The sequence below is a fragment of the Mucilaginibacter straminoryzae genome, from assembly GCF_022953055.1.
Lineage (GTDB): Bacteria > Bacteroidota > Bacteroidia > Sphingobacteriales > Sphingobacteriaceae > Mucilaginibacter > Mucilaginibacter straminoryzae.
In genome coordinates this window covers 294,512-316,180 of sequence record NZ_JALJEJ010000001.1, presented here as the reverse complement: position 1 = coordinate 316,180, position 21,669 = coordinate 294,512, and the positions used below count along the sequence as shown (strand labels likewise).

Annotated in this window: 19 protein-coding genes; 7 read left to right on the top strand and 12 right to left on the bottom strand. The window is 46.6% G+C overall.

The genetic code is table 11. The annotated features are described in order from the left end of the window. Positions 1–11: 11 nt before the first annotated feature. On the bottom strand, positions 12–1,238 hold the full coding sequence (locus MUY27_RS01485) for an MFS transporter (RefSeq protein WP_245128192.1): 1,227 nt from the start codon (positions 1,236–1,238) through the stop codon (positions 12–14). Between the two features lie 219 nt (positions 1,239–1,457). Further along, positions 1,458–2,276, bottom strand: coding sequence for an alpha/beta fold hydrolase (locus tag MUY27_RS01480; protein WP_245128191.1), 819 nt, complete (start codon positions 2,274–2,276; stop codon positions 1,458–1,460). Between the two features lie 513 nt (positions 2,277–2,789). Here MUY27_RS01480 and MUY27_RS01475 point away from each other — a divergent pair. Continuing rightward, positions 2,790–3,650, top strand: a complete 861-nt coding sequence (locus MUY27_RS01475) for an alpha/beta fold hydrolase (protein WP_245128190.1) — start codon at positions 2,790–2,792, stop codon at positions 3,648–3,650. Positions 3,651–3,698: 48 nt separating this feature from the next. Here MUY27_RS01475 and MUY27_RS01470 read toward each other — a convergent pair whose 3' ends face one another. From MUY27_RS01470 to MUY27_RS01450, 5 genes are all read right to left on the bottom strand, one after another. Further along, on the bottom strand, positions 3,699–4,700 hold the full coding sequence (locus MUY27_RS01470; protein WP_245128189.1) for a hypothetical protein: 1,002 nt from the start codon (positions 4,698–4,700) through the stop codon (positions 3,699–3,701). 98 nt (positions 4,701–4,798) lie between these two features. Beyond that, positions 4,799–8,128, bottom strand: coding sequence for a PAS domain S-box protein (locus MUY27_RS01465; RefSeq protein ID WP_245128188.1), 3,330 nt, complete (start codon positions 8,126–8,128; stop codon positions 4,799–4,801). Positions 8,129–8,352: 224 nt separating this feature from the next. Beyond that, a complete protein-coding gene (locus tag MUY27_RS01460; protein WP_245128187.1) occupies positions 8,353–10,863 on the bottom strand; it encodes a cation-translocating P-type ATPase in 2,511 nt (836 codons plus the stop codon). A 6-nt stretch (positions 10,864–10,869) separates the two neighbouring features. Next, positions 10,870–11,730 carry a universal stress protein gene (locus MUY27_RS01455; protein ID WP_245128186.1) on the bottom strand — a complete coding sequence of 287 codons (861 nt, stop codon included), beginning with the start codon at positions 11,728–11,730 and terminating at the stop codon, positions 10,870–10,872. A 16-nt stretch (positions 11,731–11,746) separates the two neighbouring features. Continuing rightward, complete coding sequence (locus MUY27_RS01450) at positions 11,747–12,583, bottom strand: universal stress protein (RefSeq protein ID WP_245128185.1); 837 nt, start codon at positions 12,581–12,583, stop codon at positions 11,747–11,749. A gap of 287 nt (positions 12,584–12,870) precedes the next feature. Here MUY27_RS01450 and MUY27_RS01445 point away from each other — a divergent pair, with 287 nt between their 5' ends. After that, complete coding sequence (locus tag MUY27_RS01445) at positions 12,871–13,323, top strand: pyridoxamine 5'-phosphate oxidase family protein (RefSeq protein WP_245128184.1); 453 nt, start codon at positions 12,871–12,873, stop codon at positions 13,321–13,323. A gap of 57 nt (positions 13,324–13,380) precedes the next feature. Here the strand turns inward: MUY27_RS01445 and MUY27_RS01440 are convergent, their stop codons facing one another. From MUY27_RS01440 to MUY27_RS01430, 3 genes are read right to left on the bottom strand one after another with little or no spacing between them, the layout of a single operon-like run. After that, positions 13,381–13,917, bottom strand: a complete 537-nt coding sequence (locus tag MUY27_RS01440; RefSeq protein WP_245128183.1) for a YceI family protein — start codon at positions 13,915–13,917, stop codon at positions 13,381–13,383. A 28-nt stretch (positions 13,918–13,945) separates the two neighbouring features. Further along, positions 13,946–14,836, bottom strand: a complete 891-nt coding sequence (locus tag MUY27_RS01435) for a universal stress protein (RefSeq protein WP_245128182.1) — start codon at positions 14,834–14,836, stop codon at positions 13,946–13,948. Positions 14,837–14,877: 41 nt separating this feature from the next. Next, positions 14,878–15,636: a glucose 1-dehydrogenase gene (locus MUY27_RS01430; RefSeq protein ID WP_245128181.1), complete on the bottom strand. Its 759-nt coding sequence runs from the start codon at positions 15,634–15,636 to the stop codon at positions 14,878–14,880. Between the two features lie 165 nt (positions 15,637–15,801). Between MUY27_RS01430 and MUY27_RS01425 the strand changes: the two genes are divergently transcribed. Both MUY27_RS01425 and MUY27_RS01420 read left to right on the top strand, forming a co-directional pair. After that, entirely contained in the window at positions 15,802–16,662 is an 861-nt protein-coding gene (locus tag MUY27_RS01425; RefSeq protein ID WP_245128180.1) for a universal stress protein, read from the top strand. Positions 16,663–16,681: 19 nt separating this feature from the next. Then, on the top strand, positions 16,682–16,864 hold the full coding sequence (locus MUY27_RS01420; protein WP_245128179.1) for a hypothetical protein: 183 nt from the start codon (positions 16,682–16,684) through the stop codon (positions 16,862–16,864). Positions 16,865–16,984: 120 nt separating this feature from the next. Here MUY27_RS01420 and MUY27_RS01415 read toward each other — a convergent pair whose 3' ends face one another. Then, positions 16,985–17,557, bottom strand: coding sequence for an HdeD family acid-resistance protein (locus tag MUY27_RS01415; RefSeq protein WP_245128178.1), 573 nt, complete (start codon positions 17,555–17,557; stop codon positions 16,985–16,987). Between the two features lie 149 nt (positions 17,558–17,706). Here MUY27_RS01415 and MUY27_RS01410 point away from each other — a divergent pair, with 149 nt between their 5' ends. The 3 genes from MUY27_RS01410 to MUY27_RS01400 are packed head-to-tail and all read left to right on the top strand — an operon-like array spanning position 17,707 to position 20,229. Continuing rightward, positions 17,707–18,477 (top strand): MlaE family ABC transporter permease, encoded by a 771-nt coding sequence (locus MUY27_RS01410; protein WP_245128177.1) that lies wholly within the window; start codon positions 17,707–17,709, stop codon positions 18,475–18,477. 5 nt (positions 18,478–18,482) lie between these two features. Next, positions 18,483–19,256 (top strand): ABC transporter ATP-binding protein, encoded by a 774-nt coding sequence (locus MUY27_RS01405; RefSeq protein WP_245128176.1) that lies wholly within the window; start codon positions 18,483–18,485, stop codon positions 19,254–19,256. Positions 19,257–19,263: 7 nt separating this feature from the next. Continuing rightward, positions 19,264–20,229, top strand: coding sequence for an MlaD family protein (locus MUY27_RS01400; protein WP_245128175.1), 966 nt, complete (start codon positions 19,264–19,266; stop codon positions 20,227–20,229). A gap of 6 nt (positions 20,230–20,235) precedes the next feature. On the opposite strand, the gene MUY27_RS01395 is transcribed toward MUY27_RS01400, so the two are convergent. Beyond that, a complete protein-coding gene (locus MUY27_RS01395; protein ID WP_245128174.1) occupies positions 20,236–21,615 on the bottom strand; it encodes a DUF3943 domain-containing protein in 1,380 nt (459 codons plus the stop codon). Positions 21,616–21,669: the final 54 nt, after the last annotated feature.

Genomic DNA, 21,669 nt, shown 5'->3' with positions numbered 1-21,669 from the left:
TATAATCGTTTTTAATTGTGAGCTAATTCATTGTGAAGTTCGCGACCATCCAACGCCTCTTGTTTCTTGTCTTTGTTTCTTCTGAGAAATACAATTGCCATAGCTATCAGTGAGAGCAGCAACATCTGCCCTAACACGCCGTTCCATTGAAAATGGTTCCAACTGAGTACCCCTGCATAAGCCCCGCCCGCGCCGCCCAGGAAATAGATGGTCATATACATGGTGTTAATCCGGCTGTTGGCCGTGGCATCCAGGCCATAGATCACGGCGATATTGGTAACCTGGGTAGCCTGCACACCAATGTCTAACAGAATTACTGACAGGCAGAGCACGGGTAAAGAGGATGGGAAAATAAACTGAATAACAATACTTAAGAGCACCATACTAATTGTGATCACCAAGGAGCGGTTAACGTTTCCCTTATCTGCCAGTTTACCAAAGGCAGGCACCAGTAAGGCGCTGGCCGCAGCCAGAATACCAAACAAACCGATAGTGGTAGCCTTATAATTAAATGGCGCTCCACTGAGGTGAAAAGTTAAGGTAGTCCAGAAAGAACTTAGCGTGCCAAACATCAGACCGCCGATGATTGCGCTCGTCCTAAGTTTAGAGAAGCGTTTAAACTGGTAAACAGCAGAATGCAGCAGCTCGAAATAATTCCCCCTGAAACGGTCAGTCGTCGAAGGGAAGTCGGCCTGCATCAGGATAGCTGAAATGGTAACCATACCTGCAGAAATCAGGTATACATAATGCCAGCCCAGCAGATCTGTAATGAAACCACTAAAGACCCTGGCCGCCAATACTCCGGCAAGGATACCGGTAAAGATGAGTCCAACAATCTTACCGCGGTCTGTAGTGACAATGCTGGCTGCCATAGGCAAGATCACCTGCGCAGCCACGGCAAAAGTACCGATGAGGACGCTGCATAAGTATAACACATAAATATTCTTGCTTAAACCTGTAACCAGAAGCGAGGCCGCCAGTAATACTTGTAGCCACAAGATCAGTTTCTTACGGTCCACTTTATCACCAATGGGTGTCAGAAAGAAAAGCCCCAGGCCGTAACCCGCCTGTGCAAGCACAGCGAGGATCCCGGCGGAATGGCCCGGAATGTGGATGCTGGCAGCGACGGTATTCAGGATGGGTTGAATATAGTATACGTTAGCTACGCAAATACCCGCCGTTACAGACATGATAATAATCTGTACTTTGGTAAGCGTATTGGTGGTATGTATAGCCATTGCTGTTAAAGTTTAATGAGTTCTATGCAAAAGGCAAACCCGATCTATCTAACTCATTTTTAACACATTAATCAAATATCATTTTCTCCGGATTAATGACATATCGCCATTTTACGACAATAAGCCATACAATGAATAGCAGGATACTTCGCAAAACCTGATACGGAAAAAGGCGCCTTTGCAGACGCCTCTTTGCTTATACATATGCAGATGGTGATGTTATGATTGAATGAACGCTAAAATATCTGCGTTGATAGTAGCTGCCTCTGTAGTTGGCATACCGTGAGGGAAGCCCGGATAAGAGATCAGTTTACCGTTCTTTAATAAATTAGCTGCTTTAGGGGCAGAAATTGCGTAAGGTACAATCTGGTCGTCTTCGCCGTGCAATACCAGCACCGGGATATCTACGCTTTTCAGATCTTCGGTGAAATCAGTTTCAGAGAATGCTTTGATACCATCATGATGTGCTTTTACGCTGCCCATCATGCCCTGGCGCCACCAGTTGTCGCGGATACCCTGAGATACTTTTGCACCTTCGCGGTTGTAACCGTAGAAAGGAATGGTAAAATCCTGGAAATATTGCGGACGGTTAAAGGCAGTACCCTGGCGAATTTCGTCAAATACCGACATTGGAACACCTTCAGGATTTGATTCTGATTGTACCATGATCGGTGTAACCGCGCTGATCAGGACAGCTTTAGAAACCAGCCCTTTGCCATATTTTGCTACATAAGCAATTACTTCGCCGCCACCTGTAGAGTGACCAACGTGGATCGCATCTTTAAGATCTAATGCTGTCATCAACTCGTTTACGTCGTTCACGTAAGTTTCCATGTTATGTCCTTCTGATTCCTGACCTGATCTGCCATGGCCACGACGGTCGTGAGCGATAACACGGTATCCCTTTTGTACAAAGAACATCATTTGTGCATCCCAGTCATCACTTGATAATGGCCAGCCGTGATGGAATACAATTGGTTGTCCGGTGCCCCAATCTTTGTAATAAATCTCTGTTCCGTCTTTTACTGTGATTTTCATAACTGATACGTTTTATGTTTAATTGTGTTGTTTGTTGTCGTTTAGTGTTTTGCCATTAATATGCCGTAAAATAAATAATTGAAAATCAGTTATTTAAAAATTTACTGTTAAATTTCCATAACGCTATATCGTTATTTTACGACCCACGGTTTATTGGCGATACTCAACAGCTCCTTTCTGGCAAAAGAAATTTCATGAACTTTCCGTAATGCGCCATAATGCCTGATTTTCATTAGCAGCTATTGTATTTGTCCTATCAGTTCTAAGCAACGCATAAGAACATTTTCAATCCTGGCGTTAACCCTGTTTCAGCATTTTTAGTTTACTCATCGCCCGTAAATTAACGATATATCGGAACACCACAGAATCTAAAAAATAGCTCAACTTGCTGTATATCAAGCAACAAACACATGGCCGGTCTATTGAAAATAGTCATGCCGTTAATCCATCCCGGCCTGTTTCGACAGAACGGGATTGATTAGGATCGAAACTTTTCAATAAAACGATACAAACATGAAATCAAGTACCTTTAACAACAGAAAAACTGCATCGGCAGGCAGGCCAACTTACATTGAAGTTGAACCAAATGTAAACCTACATATTACAGACCTTGGCGAAGGCCCCGCAGTAGTGCTCATCCCCGGCTACCCACTGGGCAACGAAACTTATGAATACCAGTACCACACGTTGATTGAAGCCGGTTACAGGGTCATCAGTATCACCATGCGCGGCTTTGGCTTATCTGATAAACCGTATGGTACTTACGATTTTGACGTTTTTGCAGACGATATCAAAGTAGTGCTGGAAACTCTGGAAATTGAGAACGCTGTCCTTGGCGGGCATTCTATGGGTGGCGCAATTGCTTTACACTTTACAGCAAAATATAATGGCGAACATATCAGTAAACTGGCCTTATTCTCTGCAGCAACACCAAGGCATACTAAATTACCGGACTACGACTTTCCGCTATTCACTAAAGAAGATGTGACTTCGTGGATTGAACTGCTGAAGGTAGACCGCCCTGCGATGTTAGGGGCTGTAGGCAGCAAACTTACCCTGAATGCCGATTCACTAAATGCCGGTATCGGCGCATGGCTGGGTGCTTCAAGTTCGCTGGCTGCACCATACGCTATGGATAAAGCCTTAACCGCACTTTGCGACAGCGATTTACGGGACGATCTGCCGAAGATCAACGTGCCTACGATTATCTTTCATGCCGTAGATGATGCCATTGTAGCTTATGCTATGGCGCAGCAACTTCACCAGGGTATCAAAGATGCCAGGCTGGTTACTTTTGAGAAAAGCGGGCACTTAACCTACCTGGAAGAGACGCCGAAGTTTAATGAGGAGTTCCTGAAATTTATTAAGGAATAAAGTATATCATGCAGTAAGCCCGATTTGCGGCTTACTGCTACTTTCTCCTTATAACTCCCTCTTAAAGGTAGTTTTTAACTGTTTTAAGAACTGGGCTACATCTGTAGCAGTGCCCGATGCAGGATTTTTCACTGCGCACCCCATCGAAACAAATTTCTTTACATCATCCATCTGCCAAATGGATGCGCCACTCATAGCCGGATAATCACTTTTAAATCCCTTCAGCTGCGCCCTGATTTCATCAACAGATTTGCTTCCCTTGTAACTATCGCACGTACCGAATGAACCACGCACCATAAAAATGGGGTAGATGGGTTGTTGTGGCTTTAAGGCCGTTACCCAGTCTTTAATATCGTTTCTTGCGCCGCCATCATAACATTGCAGGTACAGCGCATCCACCACCTTTTCATCAGAAGCCCTTAAAATATCCCCCCAGTAACTGTATTTGGTGAAAGGGCATAGCGTCATGTGCATGTTCAGCTTAGCGGCGATCTTACCCATGGCAATAATAGATGGGCTGTCATAAACAGATTCATCATCAATACAAAACGCATCGGCACCCAATACCTCCTTCAATACCTTACAGATATTGAATAAAGTGCTTTGTTCGCCAATACCGGTTACAATGCCGGGTACTGTTTTAGAAGGATCGTACCAATCGCGGATGAAATCGAACGTATTAGGTGGCTGCCCATACCACCGGCCTTCTAACAATATCTCAATGCGCGAAATGGAAGAATGCTTTTTCAGATTCTTAACGCGCACTACATAAGCAGAATCACCTACCCATTTGCCATTGTGGATGATCGGCAGGTGGGAATCGCCCGAGTAAAGATCACCGTCTGCATGAATATAAAAACTGGAGAGCAGCAACGTTTTAAAACCACTCTTCTTCAGCAACTCATACGTGGCATCATCGCCGGGGTATAGTCCTCTACCAAAGATGGAAATATTCTTTTTGGGAAGTGGAGCGGCAGCCGGATAGGCTTGCTGTGCCAGGCAGAAAGCAGAAAAAGAAATGAAACAAAGAAAAAAGAAAAAACCCTTCATGTAGATTGTAGTAATATTGAGGGCGCAAGTTAAGCACGGGGCCGCGGGATTTAAGGCGGTCATTTAATTTTTACACAAGGGACTACCTGGCCTTCCGATCAACCGGCAGAGTTTCCTGCTGCGCTCGAGGTAATATCGTGAATCACCCGATCCAATTCGTTGGCAGACAAACGAATATAGCTGATCACTTCGTGGTACTCATCTTCATCGACACCGGTATGCTCTAAAAGATTAACCAAACCCATCAACCGCGACAAAGGCGCCCGGATAACGTGCGACTGCAACCAGGAGATATCGCGAAGCCTTCTGTTCTGTGCTTCAATCTCTGCCAGGTGGCGGTTACGTTCCGTCACATCCAGCATCAATGCCAGGCGTGCCGACCTTCCCTGGTAATTAATAGAACTACTGACAATTTCTACCTGTATCTGCTCGCCGTTCTTCTTAATGTGTGTAAAAATCCCCGGCCTATGCTGAAATTGCCGCCGATGCGCATCCTTTATCACAGCATGCAGACGAGGAAGTTCATCAGCCGGGCGGATATCCCTTATGGTCATGCTCATTAACTCTTCTCGTGTATAGCCATAATGCAAAAGCGCTGCTTCATTAACGTCCAGAAACGCTAAGGTTTCGAGGTCGAAAACCCACATTGGCAAAGGGCTCATATGAAACAGCTCGCTGTAGCGCTCTCCCGAAATGGCTAACTGCTCTGCCTTTTCCATCAGCTCCAACTGTGCCCGTTTTCGCGCATCAATATCCTGCAAACTACCATAAATACGAATGCACTTATCGCGCTGGTATTCGCCCTGCCCCAGCATCCTAATCCATTTTTGCTGTCCCTTATAGGTGGTTATTTCCAGTTCCAGATCAAATGGCTGCTTCCTGGTTTTCACATTATCGAGCCCCTCATCAAGCTGTCGCAGGTGTTCTCCTGTGCAAAACAATACCCTGTCCCCTGATTTCGGTTTAAAATCTGGTGGCACTTCCAGAATTTCTATCATTACCGTCGACCAAAACACACCGCCTGTTTCCAGGTTGACCTCCCAGGTACCTATTCGTGCCAGCTCGCTAGCCTTTTGCAACAGCTGCTCCAGTTCTTTCTTTTCAGTAATATCCTTCGCTACACAAAACAGCACACCTTTTTCTGTGGCTTTACGGACGGTCCATGCCAGGTGAAGCACCTTCCCGGATTTGGTAAGGTAGCGGTTTTCGAAATACATGGTTTCCAGCTTGGCCTTCCGAAAATAGACGGTCCGTTTCCGGCTGTCTTCTACCTCATCCGGGTGGATCAGGTCATCAATCCGCTTATTCAGCAGTTCTGCTTCGGTATAGCCAAATATATCGCACATGGCTTTGTTCACCCGTTTATAACGTCTGTCTTCACCTATGGTGCAGATCACGTCCGGTACCGATTCAAAAATCTGCTGAAGCTCACGCTTCAGTTGTTTACGCCTAACCTCTGCCCCCATGTACTCCCTTAACTGTATCAGGAATTGCTCCGAAAGCTGACTAGGATGGGTGGCGTCGAAACCTAATAAAATCACGCCTAACCTTTCGCCGACGTTCTGCAAGGGGATGCCGATAGCGGCATGGATACCTGCTTCTGCGGCTGCGGCCTTACGGATAAATTCCGGATGATGAGGAAGGTCTTCCCAATATTCAGGTTTCCCTTTGGCAAAAGTAGCTCCCGGCAGGCCCTTACCCACAGGCATTGTCCGCTCCTGCTTGTCGATTTGAAAAACGCGGCCAACCTTTTCATCTGTTGTAGCGTTAGCAATCAGAAAAAGCTGATCGGGTTCCGAACTGATCAGCCAGGCCTCACCCAATCTTGCCCCCGAAAAATCAATCAAACGCTGAAGCGCCTGTGAGAGCGAAGCGGCCATACTGTCCTGGTGATTAAAAATAAGGCTGATCTCGCTGAGCAGCGCTTTCTCCATCTCTACCCTTTTGCGCAATGAAATATCGCTGATGAATATCGATAAGCCGTTATTACCCGGATATATCCGGTTTTCCTGCCAGAGATCAAGCGGCGGATAATAATCTTCATTTATGACGGGCACCCGTTCACGATGGGCCTTCATAATTGCGTCATAGGTTTTAGACCCTACCGCATCAGGGAAAAGATCCCACACATAGCGCCCGAGCAGCTGCTCCGCCTTTAACCCCAGCATCTTACATACCTGCGCGTTAACATAGGTGTAACGAAGTTGATCGTCCAGTGCCAGAAACCCATCTGAGATTCCCTCCAGTAAATCGCTGATCTGCTCGCTCTTCCGGCGCAGCTCTTCATCGGCATGCTTGGCAGCGGTAATATCAAACCTGATCGCCATGTACCTGTACGGCTTACCTTGTTGATTCAGAAAAGGAACAATGGTGGTGGCAACCCAATAGAAATGTCCGTCTTTAGCACGGTTACACAATTCGCCGTACCAGATCTTTCCTGCTGCAATTGTCCGCCACAATTCGCGTATCACTTCCTTTTCATGATAGCCCGAGTTAATGATCCGGTGGTCTTGCCCAAGCAATTCTTCGCGCGTATAACCAGATATACGGCAGAAATAATCATTAACGTGGGTGATACGGCCGGTCTGGTCTGTTACCGCAACGATAGCGGCCTCATCCAATGCATACTTATAAGCAGAAAGCTCGTGCATCATGGCCTCCAGATGGGCTTCCGAAGCCCTGCTTTTGGTCACATCATGAAAATTAAGTACGATGGCATTGATACCCTGCACTTCCAGCAGATTGGTAAAAACGCATTCTAATTCAATAAAATGTCCCTGGAAATGGCGGGTGCGAAAAAAACAGGTGCGTGAACTACCTGGCGAATGCAGCAATTCCTCGAGAAGCCCTTTAACCTCGGCCTGATCTGCCGGGTGGATCATCTCGTTAATCGAAGCTTCGGCACGGGCATTATCGGTAAAACCGGTGATACGCGCAGCTGAAGGACTGCGGTAAACCATATTCAGATCAGCATCCAACAAGCTGATACCCGAGTAGCTATGTTCTATCAGTTGCTGGAAAAGGCTGTCTGTATGAAGCTGCCCGGAAGTAACCGAACTAAAATTGCCAAACTTTTTCTCGTAAAAAAGGCTGCGGCAAAGTAAACTATAACCTCTTAATTGGCCATCGGTATAAACCGGCTGTATCATTACCAGGGCCTTTCTCCCATTGCCGACCGCCAAAGTCCATTCCTGTTCAAAACGCCCGGTACTAAAGGCGATGGAAAGCGCCTGCTGAAAATCAATGTTTTTAAAAAGCTCAGCGCCGCTCTTGCCCAATGCGCTATCAGCGCCGGCCTGGTATAGGCGCTCTGCCCCTTGGTTCCAATCAGCAATAAGGCCGTTTTCATCCAGCAGGCAGATAGCCGTATCCGTCATGCTGTCATAAAGCACCTGTAGTAAGTGATCGGATAGGAGCGTATCTGTCATAACATCCTTAGCAAAACATCAAAACCGGTTTATTAAAAGCTGCCGCAGAAATTGATTCTCAAGAAATTAACAAAGGCTGGCTTTTACTAAAATAGTATATTCGGTTTAAAATAAATAATGGTTTTGAGATATTATGCGATATGCGGGCAACATTTCGTCAGGACGCACGTTACGCTTTCGTTTTAAGAAAACCCACAACATAATTGGTCGGGAAATTCTAATTTTCAACGCTTTACACTCACCTCTTTTTTCACCAGATCGAACCACATCACGCTTAAAAGGCCTACGCCTGTAGCGGTTAGAACAAGCCAAAACGCAGGGATAGCAAAACCGAAAAAATTTCTGATCGGCGGTACTGTAAAAATAACGGCAACGAGTAACAGCGTGATTATGATAACCAGGCGAAGAACAATATTACGCTGAAAACGGCTGCCATTTTTTGCTTTGTATAGGGCTCGGTCAGTCAAGGTTAGAAAGATATTTGAACTGATTAAGGCAATAAAGACCAATGCCCGGGTAACGTGTTCGCCCTGCTGCAGATAGACGCTTCCCTGGTAAACCAGTAAAGTACCTGCGGTAATAGCCAACCCCTGGACAAGGGCAGTACCAAGTTCGCGGAACGAAAGCAGGTCACCGGTTACGACGCGCGGGGGCATAGTCATCAAAAACTTTCCGCCTGGCTCATTTTCATAGGCAATTGAACAGGTTGGCCCCATTACCAGTTCCAGGAAAACCACGTGTACAGGCGAAAAAATATCCGGGTAAACCCAATGCAGCATCAGGGGGATGGTCACGATCAGGATAATAGGAATATGAATAGAGATGATATACCTTACTGCTTTTTTCAGATTCAATGAGATACCACGGCCCATGGCAATGGCATCTACCATTTTGTCCAGCTTATCTTTCAATAACACCAGCGATGCGGCTTCCCTTGCGGTTTCGGCCCCACGCTTACCCATAGCAATACCAATATGCGCTGCTTTAAGTGCAGGGGCATCGTTTACGCCATCGCCTGTCATGGCTACCACATGGCCTAATGCTTTAAGCGTTTGAATGATTTTTAGCTTGGCTTCCGGGTACATGCGCGTGAAAACAGTGGTATCGGTTACCGCTTGCTTCAGCGCCTCGTCATCCAGCGCCATCAGCTCATTCCCTTCCATCGTTTTTTCGGCTTCACGGATACCCGCTTGCACGGCTATAGCGCGGGCTGTTTCCGTACTGTCGCCGGTGATTATTTTTACGGCGATACCTGCCTGGTAAAACTGATTAAAGACGTGGTTAATCCCTTTTTTGGGTGGATCGTAAAAGGCCAAAAGCCCTACGAAGCGAAAATCAAAATCCTCCTGATTTGCAGGAAATGCTGCATCATTCATACTACCCTCGGCAACAGCCAGTACCCGGTACCCTTTTGCATTCAGCCCGGCCACAATTGTTTTCAGCCGTTGTGTCTCCTGCGTTGTCAATTTAGCTACCGAAATGATCTTTTCAGGGGCGCCTTTTGCTGAAATAATGCGGTCGCCGCGTTCATTTTCAAATACGTGGGTCATCATCGGCGGGCGGCCCGCCAGCGGATATTCGTGTACCAGGTGATAATATCGCCGCTGATCATCCTGGGCAACCTCGGCATATAAATGATGCAGGGTTTTCTCCATCTGATCAAACGGCACCGGCTCGCTGGCCCACATGCCATAGGTAACCACTTCTGCCGCTGCAACACCTGTAAAATCTGACGATGAAAATAGCTGACCAGCTGCATAATGATAGACCTGTTCCAGCTTCATCTCGTTCTCGGTGATGGTACCTGTTTTGTCCAGGCAAATAACCGTAGCCGCACCCAGGGCCTCTACCGTCTTAACATCTTTGGCGATGATGCCTTTCTGCATCAGCCGCCAGGCGCCAAGGGCCATAAACGTAGAAAAAGCCACCGGTATTTCTTCGGGCAAAATAGACATGGCCAGGGTTAACGCCTGCAAAAGGCTATCTGCAAGCAGCCCCGAGCGGAAGTAGTGAACCGCCCATACCATAACGAACACGGCAAGGCCGACGAGCGACATCCGGGTTACGAAACGGTTGATCTTTTTCTCGAGTGGGGATGGTTCTGATTTGATCTCGCCCAGCGAGTGGGCAATCCCGCCCATGCGTGTTGCCGCACCTACCTGCGTAGCCTGATATACCGCCAGGCCGGACGAAACCGTAGTACCCTGGTAAACCCGGTTATTATCGTTATCTGTATTTTTGAAAACAGCTACCGCTTCACCGGTCAATAGCGATTCATTTACCGAAAAATCATTGGCCTGAACCACTTCGCCATCGGCAGGCAGTACAATGCCTTCTTCGGCCACAACGTAATCGCCCACCACCAGCTCTTGCTGGGGGATTAGCGCAACCTCGCTGTTGCGTATTACTTTGGCATGCGGCGCGGTAATTTTCTGAAGTGCATCAAGTGCCTTGCCGCTCTTATTCTCCTGGTAAAAAGAGATGGACGCAATCACGATTACGGCAGCCGTCATGTACACCGCCTCGGCCACCTGGTTAAGCAACAGATAAAGCACCGCTGCCAGGATCAACAGCAGAAAAACCGGGTCGAGAAAGCTCTTTTTAAAGCTTGCCCATAAAACATTGGCAGGTTTACCAAAAGTATTTTCGCCGAATTGCTTGCGGGCGGTCAATACCTCCTGCGCACTTAAGCCCCGAAACGGGAAGGGGTTACCTGTTTTGCTTTTCCCTGCCATAAAAGTTTAGCTCATCGAGGGGAAGATTAGTAGCGGCAGTTTCTGCGCGCTTAAAGCCTTTTTACTTACAGACTGCTGTAGCAAACCTTCTAATAAAGAACGTTTATGATGAACAAGCGCAAGCACATCTGCCCGGGATTCTTTACATAAATGACTTAGGCGCGTAAGTACATTACGCCCCCGGATCTGATGGTAGGATATCTTGCTGTTATGCAGTTGATTCAGATGTTTGAGAAATTTAGCGCGTTCCTGTTCGCTTACATCCGGCTCGTCTGCGCTTAGCTGCACGTGTACAATATTGATCTCGCTTTTAAAAATCTCGCTCAGCGCCACCAGGTATTTCACGGCCTCCCAGTCGCCGGTATTAAAATTAGTGGCCAGCATAATGTGATCGATACTATCCAGTTCATTCTTCGGCGGGATTACCAGCACCGGAACGCAGGCCTGGTTGATTACGGAACCGCTATCGCTACCAAAAAACAAATGGTTGATGCTACCGCCCGCGCGGCTACCCATCACTACCAGGTCGATATGATGTTCCTTACATAGGTTTTTAACGCTAACGCCCAGATCGCCCTCGCCATAGCTGCAAAATACTTTTGGCCGACGTTCGTCCTCTGCCATGTTTTCTATTTCCAGGCGTAGTTCGCCTGCCAGCAGATCTAACTTTTCTACTGCGCTGTCGCCCCAGCTCAGGTCGCCTTCGCTGCTCCACGGTTTTTCAGCAAGTACCGGTATCATTGGCGCCTTCAGGTAAGCGTTATAAAGCAGCAGGTCTGTTTGCAGGCGAAGCGCCATTCTTGCTGCCACCTGGGCAGCATGGTTAGCGTTATCAGAGAAATCTGTCAGGACGAGAATCTTTTTCATAATCCGGAATTAAAAGTTATTTATTATGTGCAATAAATAGCGGCATATCCAGCTCTTTCATCAGCACGTCTGCCATACTGGTGTTAAACCACATCGAAACGTTGTTTCTGCGGTAAGCCCCGGAAACCACCAAAGCCGGTTCGGATGCCTGCTTTAAATAATTTACAATCTGTTCTTTAGCATTCCCATGCAATACGGTATACTTTGCTTGCGGGTAATGGCACTGTATAAACTCTTTAATCAAGGTATCATCCGGCAAGGCTAGCTCTTCGGGTTCCATTACGGTAAGCACCTCTACCGGTAGTTTAGCCAGCCAGGGCATCAGGTAGTTGAACATTTTAATAGCATATACGGCAGAGGGCTTTCCATCATACAACAGCACCAACCGTTCAATCGGCTGAAATTTCTCTGGTGTTACCAGCACAGGGCATTGGGTATCTGCAAGCAACCCGGTTATGAACTGTGTAGGCTCTTCATCTGCAAAATGCGTGAACGTTTCGGCGGTGTTGATTATCAACAAATCGCTGTAGACAGTCTCTTTCAGCAATTCCTGCAATGCAAAACTTTTATCGCGATGTATGATGTGTTTAACGGAGGCATTTTTACAAGCGTCTTCAAATGATTGCACTGCCCGGTTACGGGTTTCTTTATCTTTCTGATTAAGATGATTCATCTTGGTGCCCGATACCCCGCGGCTGCCTACCATATCATACAGGTGATAGCTGTGATACAGAAAATCATCCAGAAAAACCCCGGATAAAACCGCTTTACTTTTAACCGCCGCTTCTATCGCATAGGCTAAGGTTGCGTCCGAAAATTTAAGCCCGTCAAAGGCTGCACTGATTTTTTTCATAACGGTTTATTTGCTTTATCCAAAAGTGTAGCAAACCGTCCCCCTAAAAAATGACACTAATCACCTGATTATTTGACGCTCTGCAAGGCCCGGATCATTCTGGAAAAGGACTGGGCGCTGCTGCTACTCCCTATATTTTCGTTATCAACGACCGTAATAAGCATCCCTGCTCACAACATGCCAGGCTGATCTGTAAAACGTTTAGTGATGCAGATCATTTCTTTTCTACCGCCGGCATCATTCAACCGGGCAAATCAATTGCCGACCTTTATAAAAAATGAATGACCATGCTGGGAGAACTAAATGAAAAACAGATTGATGAGTTATTAAAACGCCAGGTAACCGGTCGACTGGGCTGCCACGCAGATGGGATAACCTACATTGTGCCGATCAACTATTTATATAAAGACGGCATGATCTACGCACATTCCGGACCGGGTAAAAAGATAGAAATGATGCGCAGCAATCCGCAGGTTTGTTTCCAGGCCGATGAGATGGAAAGCATTTTCAGGTGGAGAAGCGTAATTGCCTGGGGCGTGTTTGAAGAGATTACCGATATAGATGAACAGCAACAGGCCATGCAGGGGCTTATTCACCGGATCATGCCTTTTGTGAGCACTCCCAGCGGGCACCCTTCACACGGCATTACCGCCAATGAAAGCGACATTGGTACCGATATGGACCTAATTGTTTACCGGATAAGAATCACCACTAAAACCGGGCGTTACGAGCAGAGCTGAAACAGAATCTGCTGTAGAAGGGTAAGCCAGTGAATCGCGTACCTACTCTTCTACACCTTATTGATTGCCTTCTATAAATTCCAGTTCGGCAGTGATCTTCACTTCATCGCCGATCAACCCGCCGCCTGCTAATAAAGTGGTGTTCCATTCCAGGCCAAAATCCTTCCTGCTGATCAGCGCCGTCATGGAGAAGCCGCCTACCCAGTGGCTATCCAGGTCCATGTTACGGCCATGATAAGTCACATCCAGCGTAGTTTCTTTGGTTACGCCTTTTATTGTTAGCATCCCCTTTACCTGGTACTTGCCGTTTGAGCCCGAAATATCCGTACTCTTAAAAGTCGCCTGAGGGTAGCGGTCCGAATCAAAAAAATCCGCGCCGCGGAGGTGCGCATCCCTTTCATCGTCATTGGTAAAAACGGAAGCGATATCAATATTCGCGGTCACCACTGCCTCGTTAAAATCAGTTCCGTTACTGGTAACGGTAGCATCAAATTTCCTGAACATCCCCTTTACGTAAGTGATGTACAGGTGGCGAATTTCAAACTCAAGGTAACTATGTCGTGGCTCTAACTGCCATTGAATGGTATTGCTCATAAAAAACAGGTTATTGGGTAAACATTAACTAAAAAAGGGGAACTGTCATCGGCCGATCCGGGCCGGGGAACACCAACAACGGCAGATGAATATGCTTAGCCACACGCTGCGTATGGCTGCTTTCAAAAATATTGGTAAAAAAGCCGGGCTTTTGGTGGGCAATGGCCAGCAGATCAATATGCCCGTGTTCTACCATCCATTCTAAACCATGGCTTACATCGATACTCTTCACCTCGCGATAATTCACCTTGTTATAGCTTATATCGCTTAAAACCTGGTTTAAAAAATCGTCAACCTGTCGCTGGTGTTTCCCCTTATCATATTTTTCCGCAGTAATGTGGGTCAGTATAATTTCAGTACCCAGTGGGGAAACTATGTTCACAAGCCATTGAAGCAAGGGCAGGTCGCTCTTATTCAGGTTAGTTGCGAAAGCTATTTTTTTCACAGGCTTGTAGGTGCAATCTGATGGGATCAGCAAAACCGGAAACTCAGCCCTGTCTATTACACTCCGCGCATTGCTCCCCAGGAAAAGCCTGTTCAAGCCCCCCTCGCCGGACATTCCCATTACCGCAAACGGCAGTTTCTCTGCAAGCACTACATTCCGTAATGCATCCGTAACCCCTCCGATCTCTACCCGATGGTGCACCGCCGGGTGATAGGGCTCATACGAAAAATGATGGTTTCTTTCCTGCCTCAACTTCCGGATCAATATTTCCAGGTCGCTGTCTGCTTTCTTCCTTACCGATATGTAATCGTCTAGGGGCCGGTACTCATCCGCTATTACCGCCTCTTCGGATGGTATTTTAATTGCGTGGCATAACAAAATATCTGCACGTATGGCTTCAGCCAGGTGCACGGCATAAACAGCTGCGTTTTCTGCAGCCAAAGAGAAGTCCGTAGGGACTAAAATAGCTTTCATATATTTATTTACTCCTTTTCCGGGTTGGTTAAGGGTTTAGGTTAGTAGGCCGTCCATCCGCCATCGGCAGTAACTACAGCACCGTTAATAAAGCTTGATTGATCAGAAGCCAGGTACAAGGCTACATCTGCAATTTCCATGGGATCTGCCTGGCGGGTAACATTAGCTGTTCCAGCGTTCATTCGTTCAAATCCGAACGGATCAACTTCCATCCCCTGCACAATGTTGGTGCTAACGCCTCCCGGAGCAATGGCATTACAGCGGATATTTTTTTCGGCATACTGGTAGCCGATATTCTTGGTGAGCCCGATAAGGCCATGTTTAGAAGCGGTATAGGCTACTCCTGCGCGCCCGCCGAACAACCCGCCAATGGAAGCGATATTGACAATGTTGCCGCTGCCCTTTTCCAGGAACAACCTGATGGCAGCCCTTGAAGTGTAGAACGGACCGGTAAGATTAGTATTGATCACCTTGTTCCATAGTCCGTTAGTTACTTCTGCAACCGGGGTAAAAGAATCCATCACACCGGCGTTATTTACCAGAATGTCCAGGGTCTTATACATCCGGCAGGTATAGTCTATCAGCAATTGCACATCTACCTCGTTACCTATGTCAGCCGCGTAACACATCGCCCGGCCGCCCTTAGCTGTAATAGCATTGGCTACCGCTTCAATATTCTGCTGATGTACATCTGCCAGCATAACACTTGCACCTTCCTGCGCAAAAAGTTCGGCAATGGCTTTGCCTATTCCAGATCCCGCACCGGTTACCAGCGCTACTTTGTTTTCAAGGGTTTTCATAACGGTCTATTGGTGTATGTTTCTGATAACAAAACTGGCACCTGGCAGCCCAATCCTACATGATCTTCCTCACGTCATTACATGAGGCTAAACACGCGCCGCAATGACCCTCATCATTATTTAACCAACTGTAAAATAAGACCTTGTGTTAAAAACACTTAATCCATGAAAACCATCCTGGTGCTTACAGATTTCTCTGAAACCGCGCAGTACGCTGCCGATGCAGCAATTGCTATGGCGGGCAAAATAAAAGCAAACGTTTTACTGCTGAATACTTTTGTAACCGTCCCGATGCTGCCATCAGACGAGGCTGCCAACTGGCAAATGCAGGAATATTTTTTAGTGCAGAACAGCAGTAAACAACAACTGCAAAAGGAACTGGAAAGATTAGAGAACCACTTGAAAACTTCGGACTTTGAACCGGGGAAACCGGTGATTAAAACTTTGTGCGAATATGGTGGGCTTGCAGATTCGGTAACAACACTTATCCATTCGCACCATGTGGGGTTGGTGGTAATGGGTGGAAGAACCAAAACAGACATGCCCTTTTTGTTAGGGGATAGTATTAAAGCGGTTATAAACCATATACACCTCCCGGTGATGATCGTGCCGCATAAAATGCATTTTGATAAAATCACCAGGGTTACCTTTGCAACAGATCTGGCAGCCGGTGATTTAAAAGCAATCGGTGCTCTTGCTGAAATTGTGGGGCTGCTGCATTTTGATATTCAGATCGTCCATGTGATGGAGCCTGCCTTAGTACCCGATTTAAGAGAAGAAGCAGCAATAGCGCGTTTCAGGGAGCAGGTAGCAGCATTAAAAATAAAGAACATAAGCTATCAAACCATTTTTGGAGAAGATGTTACCCACCAATTAGAGCAATATAACCAAAAGCACCACGTGGGGTTACTTGCCATGGTACACAAAAAGCATGCTTTCTTATGGCGCCTATTTAACCAGCAGCCCTGCATGGACATGATCAGTAATCACCAGATGCCTTTGTTAATATACCCGGAAATTCACTAACGCTAAACACCTTTATCAAATGACTTATCTGAAGAAATTTAAAGGCAAGTACAACCAGATTAATAAAGGCACGGCTTGCCCCAGCCTAACCGAGCAATCTTGCCTGTTCCCTTACGCTTATCGTGTAAAAGGAATTCAAGTTGATGAACATACCGAAGAAACGCAGCAGGCAGAAAAGGCAAAAACGGCCGCAGCGAGGTAATCAAAAAGATCGTTGTGGAAAGTAAACGGCACTCACAAAGCCTGGTTCCAACACTAAAAAGCCTGCCCAAAATCGGGCAGGCTTCACCAACTCATACAGATATTATCAGAAAAAAATGTTTTAATGACCAGGCAGCCTGTTCTTTAAATCACGGAGTTTAAACGACAGGTAAATCCTGAATGCCCCTGCTGAAACAAAAGCAACACCCGTCCAGATCACAATATTCAATGCACCGAATAAGGGATTGGTTAGTACGACAATGGCGAAAAGAACAATAGCGATACCCACCAGCATCAGCCAGGCCCAATCGTCAAAACCAAAGGATTTTACACCCCAGGCGCCCCATATGGCTAATATCCCCCTGAACAATAGCCAGAAGCCCAAGATAAATGGCAGCAACGTCATGGTGATTGCGGGATGGCTATACAGGTAACCACCGATAAATAAATCTGCCAGACCGCTCAGTAAGGTTAGTCCCCATCCTTTTGCGGTTAAGTTAAACACTGCAAACGTAAACTCGAAAACGCCCGCGGTAAGAATCACCAACGCAAAGGCAAAGCTTAGCGAAATATAAGATTGTACGGGAAAAACAAGCATCCAGATACCCAACAGGGTAAGAACGACGCCACCGGTTAATACCAGCCACCAGTGTTTGGCCGTATTCCGGATTGTTTGATAGGCAAAAGTTGACATAGTTAATTTTTACCCAAAGCTAACACCCTCATTCATAGCGATAAATGATCTATATCACATCGAACCATGAGGCGTATCAACCATTTTCCGCTTGCGCCAGCCGATCATTGTAACAGCCGGAAGGCTCACTTACACCCTATACAGTTACGATGGCTACATCAACCAAAACACGGGAGTTTTTAAATGAAACCGGCGGCATCGCCCGGTTTACAGGACAGCTGTTTTCAGTAACCAGCAAACCGCCTTACGAGGTCCGCGAGTTCTTGTCTCAATGTTATTCCATTGGTTACAGATCTTTTTCTCTTATCGGCCTTACCGGGTTTATTATGGGCCTAGTGCTTACCATGCAATTGCGGCCCTCGCTGGTTTACTATGGTGTAGAATCTAAACTACCCATGATGGTAGGTATTGCTATTGTGCGCGAAATAGGCCCGGTAATTACCGCCCTCATCTTTGCGGGTAAGATTGGCAGCAGCATCGGCGCCGAGTTGGGCTCTATGAAAGTGACAGAACAGATAGATGCCATGGAGGTAAGCGGCACCAACCCTTACAAATACCTGGTTGCTACGCGCGTTCTTGCAGCAACATTGATGCTGCCGATACTTACTGTTCTGAGTGATGCCATCGGCCTGTTCGGCGCTTACATCGGCGTTAATATTAAAGCCGTTACCAGTTTCCGGTTGTTTTTTACCCAGATATTTCAAAACCTGCAATACGGCGACCTTACCCCGGCCTTTATCAAGACCTTTTTATTTGGCTTTGCCGTTGGCATGGTGGGTTGTTACAAAGGCTATAATTCTAATAAAGGCACGCGGGGAGTGGGCAGTTCGGCTAATAGTGCCGTGGTGCTGTCATCAGTGATCATCTTCATCATCGACCTGCTGGTGGTACAGGTGACAGACCTTTTAGGTTTAAACTAATGGCGATGGAAACAACAACATACCCGTCGGCAGTAACAGAAACCCAGGCAGAACAGGCGCTGATAGAGATCAGCCATGTCTTTAAAAGCTTTGGGGATAACAAGGTGCTTAAAGACTTCAGCATCACGCTCGGCAAAGAAGAAAACCTGGTGGTGCTCGGCAAATCTGGTTCCGGTAAATCTGTATTGATCAAGTGCATCATCGGTTTGCTTAAACCGGATAAGGGTACAGTAAAGGTATTCGGCGATGATGTTGCACAGATGGATCACCAGCAGTTAGACCGCCTGCGTGCCCGGGTAGGGTTTCTTTTTCAAAGCAACGCGCTTTATGATTCCATGACCGTGCGCGAAAACCTCGAGTTCTCTTTACGCCGCCATTGGCTGGAGGTGACGGAAGCCGAGGTAGAAGACATGGTAAAAGAAGCCCTGGAAAACGTGGGTTTAGCCTATACCGCGCAGATGATGCCCGCAGAGCTATCCGGCGGCATGGCCAAACGTATTGCCCTTGCCCGCACCATGATCCTTAAACCAGAGATCATTCTTTATGATGAGCCGACCTCTGGCCTTGACCCAGTTACCGCACGTGAAATAGATGAACTGATTGTAAAACTGCAAAGGAAATACCATACCTCTTCTATCATTATTTCACATGACATGAAGTGTGTAAAGAAGACGGCCGACAGGGTAGCGCTGCTGCTTAACGGGCAATGTTACATCACGGGCAGTTATGACGAGCTGGAAAGCGCAGAAGACAACAACATCAAACAATTTTTTGAATAAAAACACCATGAACAACCAGGGAGAAAATAACATAAAGCTTGGCGTATTTGTACTCACGGGACTTTTTGTATTGATATTGAGCTTTTACCTGATCGGGAAGAACCGCAACCTTTTCGGTTCGGGGTTTACGCTTCGCGTTCGCTTTCAAAACCTTAACGGATTAATGGAAGGCGGCAATGTGCTCTATGCCGGGATACAGGCCGGTACTGTAGATGAAATAAATATCATCAACGATACTACCATGGAGGTAACCCTGCTGATGGATAAGAAATTTAAACCCTATATCCGTAAAAATGCCCTTGCAGTTATTGGCACCGAAGGCCTGATGGGCGAAAAGGTGGTTAACATCTCTGCTGTTAACAAAAAAGCTGCACTGATTGAAAACGGCGACCAGCTGGCCGTAAAAAGAGTTATCGGCACTGATGAAATGCTGCAAACGTTGTCGCAAACCAACAATAACTTTGCCGTTGTATCGGGCGCGTTAAAAACTACCGTTGCAAAGATCAACGATAGCAAGATATGGGATGTACTGAATGATAGTTCAACCGCAAGCAATATCCGTGCATCGCTTAATAACATCACAAAAACCACCGCCAATGCCCGGGAAATGACCCGCAACCTTGACCAGCTGATCACACAAACCAAACGGGGAAAAGGAGCAGCGGGTCTTTTATTGAGCGATACCGGTTTTGCCGCAGACCTTAAAACCACTATGGTGCACGTTAAAGCAACCAGTACAGAAGTAAACCGCCTGGCAGTTCAGTTAAACCAGGTGGTGCAGAATGTCAATGCAGATAACGGGGTTTTGAAACTGCTGAATGATACCTCAGCCGCAGCTAACGTTAGAAAAAGCCTGGAAAACATCCAAAAAGGCACCGACGGTTTTAACCAGAATATGGAAGCCCTGAAACATAATTTCCTGTTGCGCGGCTATTTTAAAAAGCAGGAAAAACTACAGAAAGCCAGGCAGTAAACATCCCTACAACTCGTAACGTAAAGATAAACGGATGTAAGGGTATCGTTTGTTCACGTTATCAAAATGATTGTATTTTCCTTCCAACGTAAAATAACCTGTTTCGGCGCATAGCGATACATCTCTTAAAAATCTGTATCTGAATTCGCCGGAGAGGGTATGCAGAAAGTAATGGCTCTGGTTGCCATTGATCGTCAGCAGCCACCCGCCGCGATAGTTAATAGTATAAAAAAGCTTTTCATTTAAATTTATCAGCCCCATGCCCGATATTCCCCATCCAGAGGTATAATCATAATTACGTCCGCGGGGATGATAGGGGTCTGGCACGGCGGCCAGCAGAATAGGCCCCGTGCCAAAATTAGTGGTCAGGTGGATCTTCCTGCCAAAAGAACCTGACGACAGGATATTCAGCTTTACACTTTGAGCGCCGTAAAAGAAAGCTTCATTATCAATAAAATCATAATTGGCAGAAAGGATGGCGATATGATTATGACGCGAATTCGGAAAAATCTTCCACCCGGTAAGTGAACCATAAGCACTGATGATATTTACGCTGGAGCTATCGTCTTTTCCAAACCCGGCATTGATATACATGTTGCTGAACGGCGTTTTATAATTGCTGAAAGGTTCGCCATAAATGAGGCGGATATGGCCATACCAACCTGCTTTACTGTTCTTTAAAAAGTTAGAAGTATTGGAGTTGATCCTTCTTACGCCGAGATCAAATTCTGCCTTTACCCTGGTAGTGTCCGTATCTTTAGCCTCACGCGGCCTTTTCCCCCACTTGCCATCTGCAATGCGGTTGAAGCCGTTGATAGGGTTTATCAATAAGGCTGCGATCTCGGTAAGCTGCCGTTTAAATCCCCGCGAGTGGTTGCTTACCAGGCGATTAGAAATTCTGTAGGTCATTTCGCCAAGTACCACACCACCAAAACCGGTATTGATAAAGTCGTTAGGGGCTGGCTTTTGCTTTTCGCCAAAAGTTTCCCAGAGATAGCTGCCCGCAAAGGCCGCCGGTACAGACTGCCAGAAGGTATAGCCGTTGGTTCGGTAAGCATTAAAAAAGTAATTGCCATGATAGGGATGGCCGAACTGGTTGGTTTCAAAAGGATCATCGTCCCAGGTCCAGCTACCCGGTTTTAAATTACGTTTAGCCGTTGCAACAGAGATATAGGCATAGTCTGCCTTTTTTAGGTAACGGTCAAAAACCCAGGGAAGCGTTTCGGCCATACCGAATTGTAAAAGGGCTCTGCCCGGCTTTCGGTTCGGAACAGCAGGATTGCCAGTTGGGTTTATGGCAATAGAATCTTTGTTCTGCGCGTCAGCTTTAAAACCCGTGTGAACTGCTATGAAAAGTAAGGCAGAAAGCGTAGAAAATTTCAGCAAGCTTTATTTTAATTAAACAGCATTGCCCGCCATTTTTTTTTGACGGGCAATGCT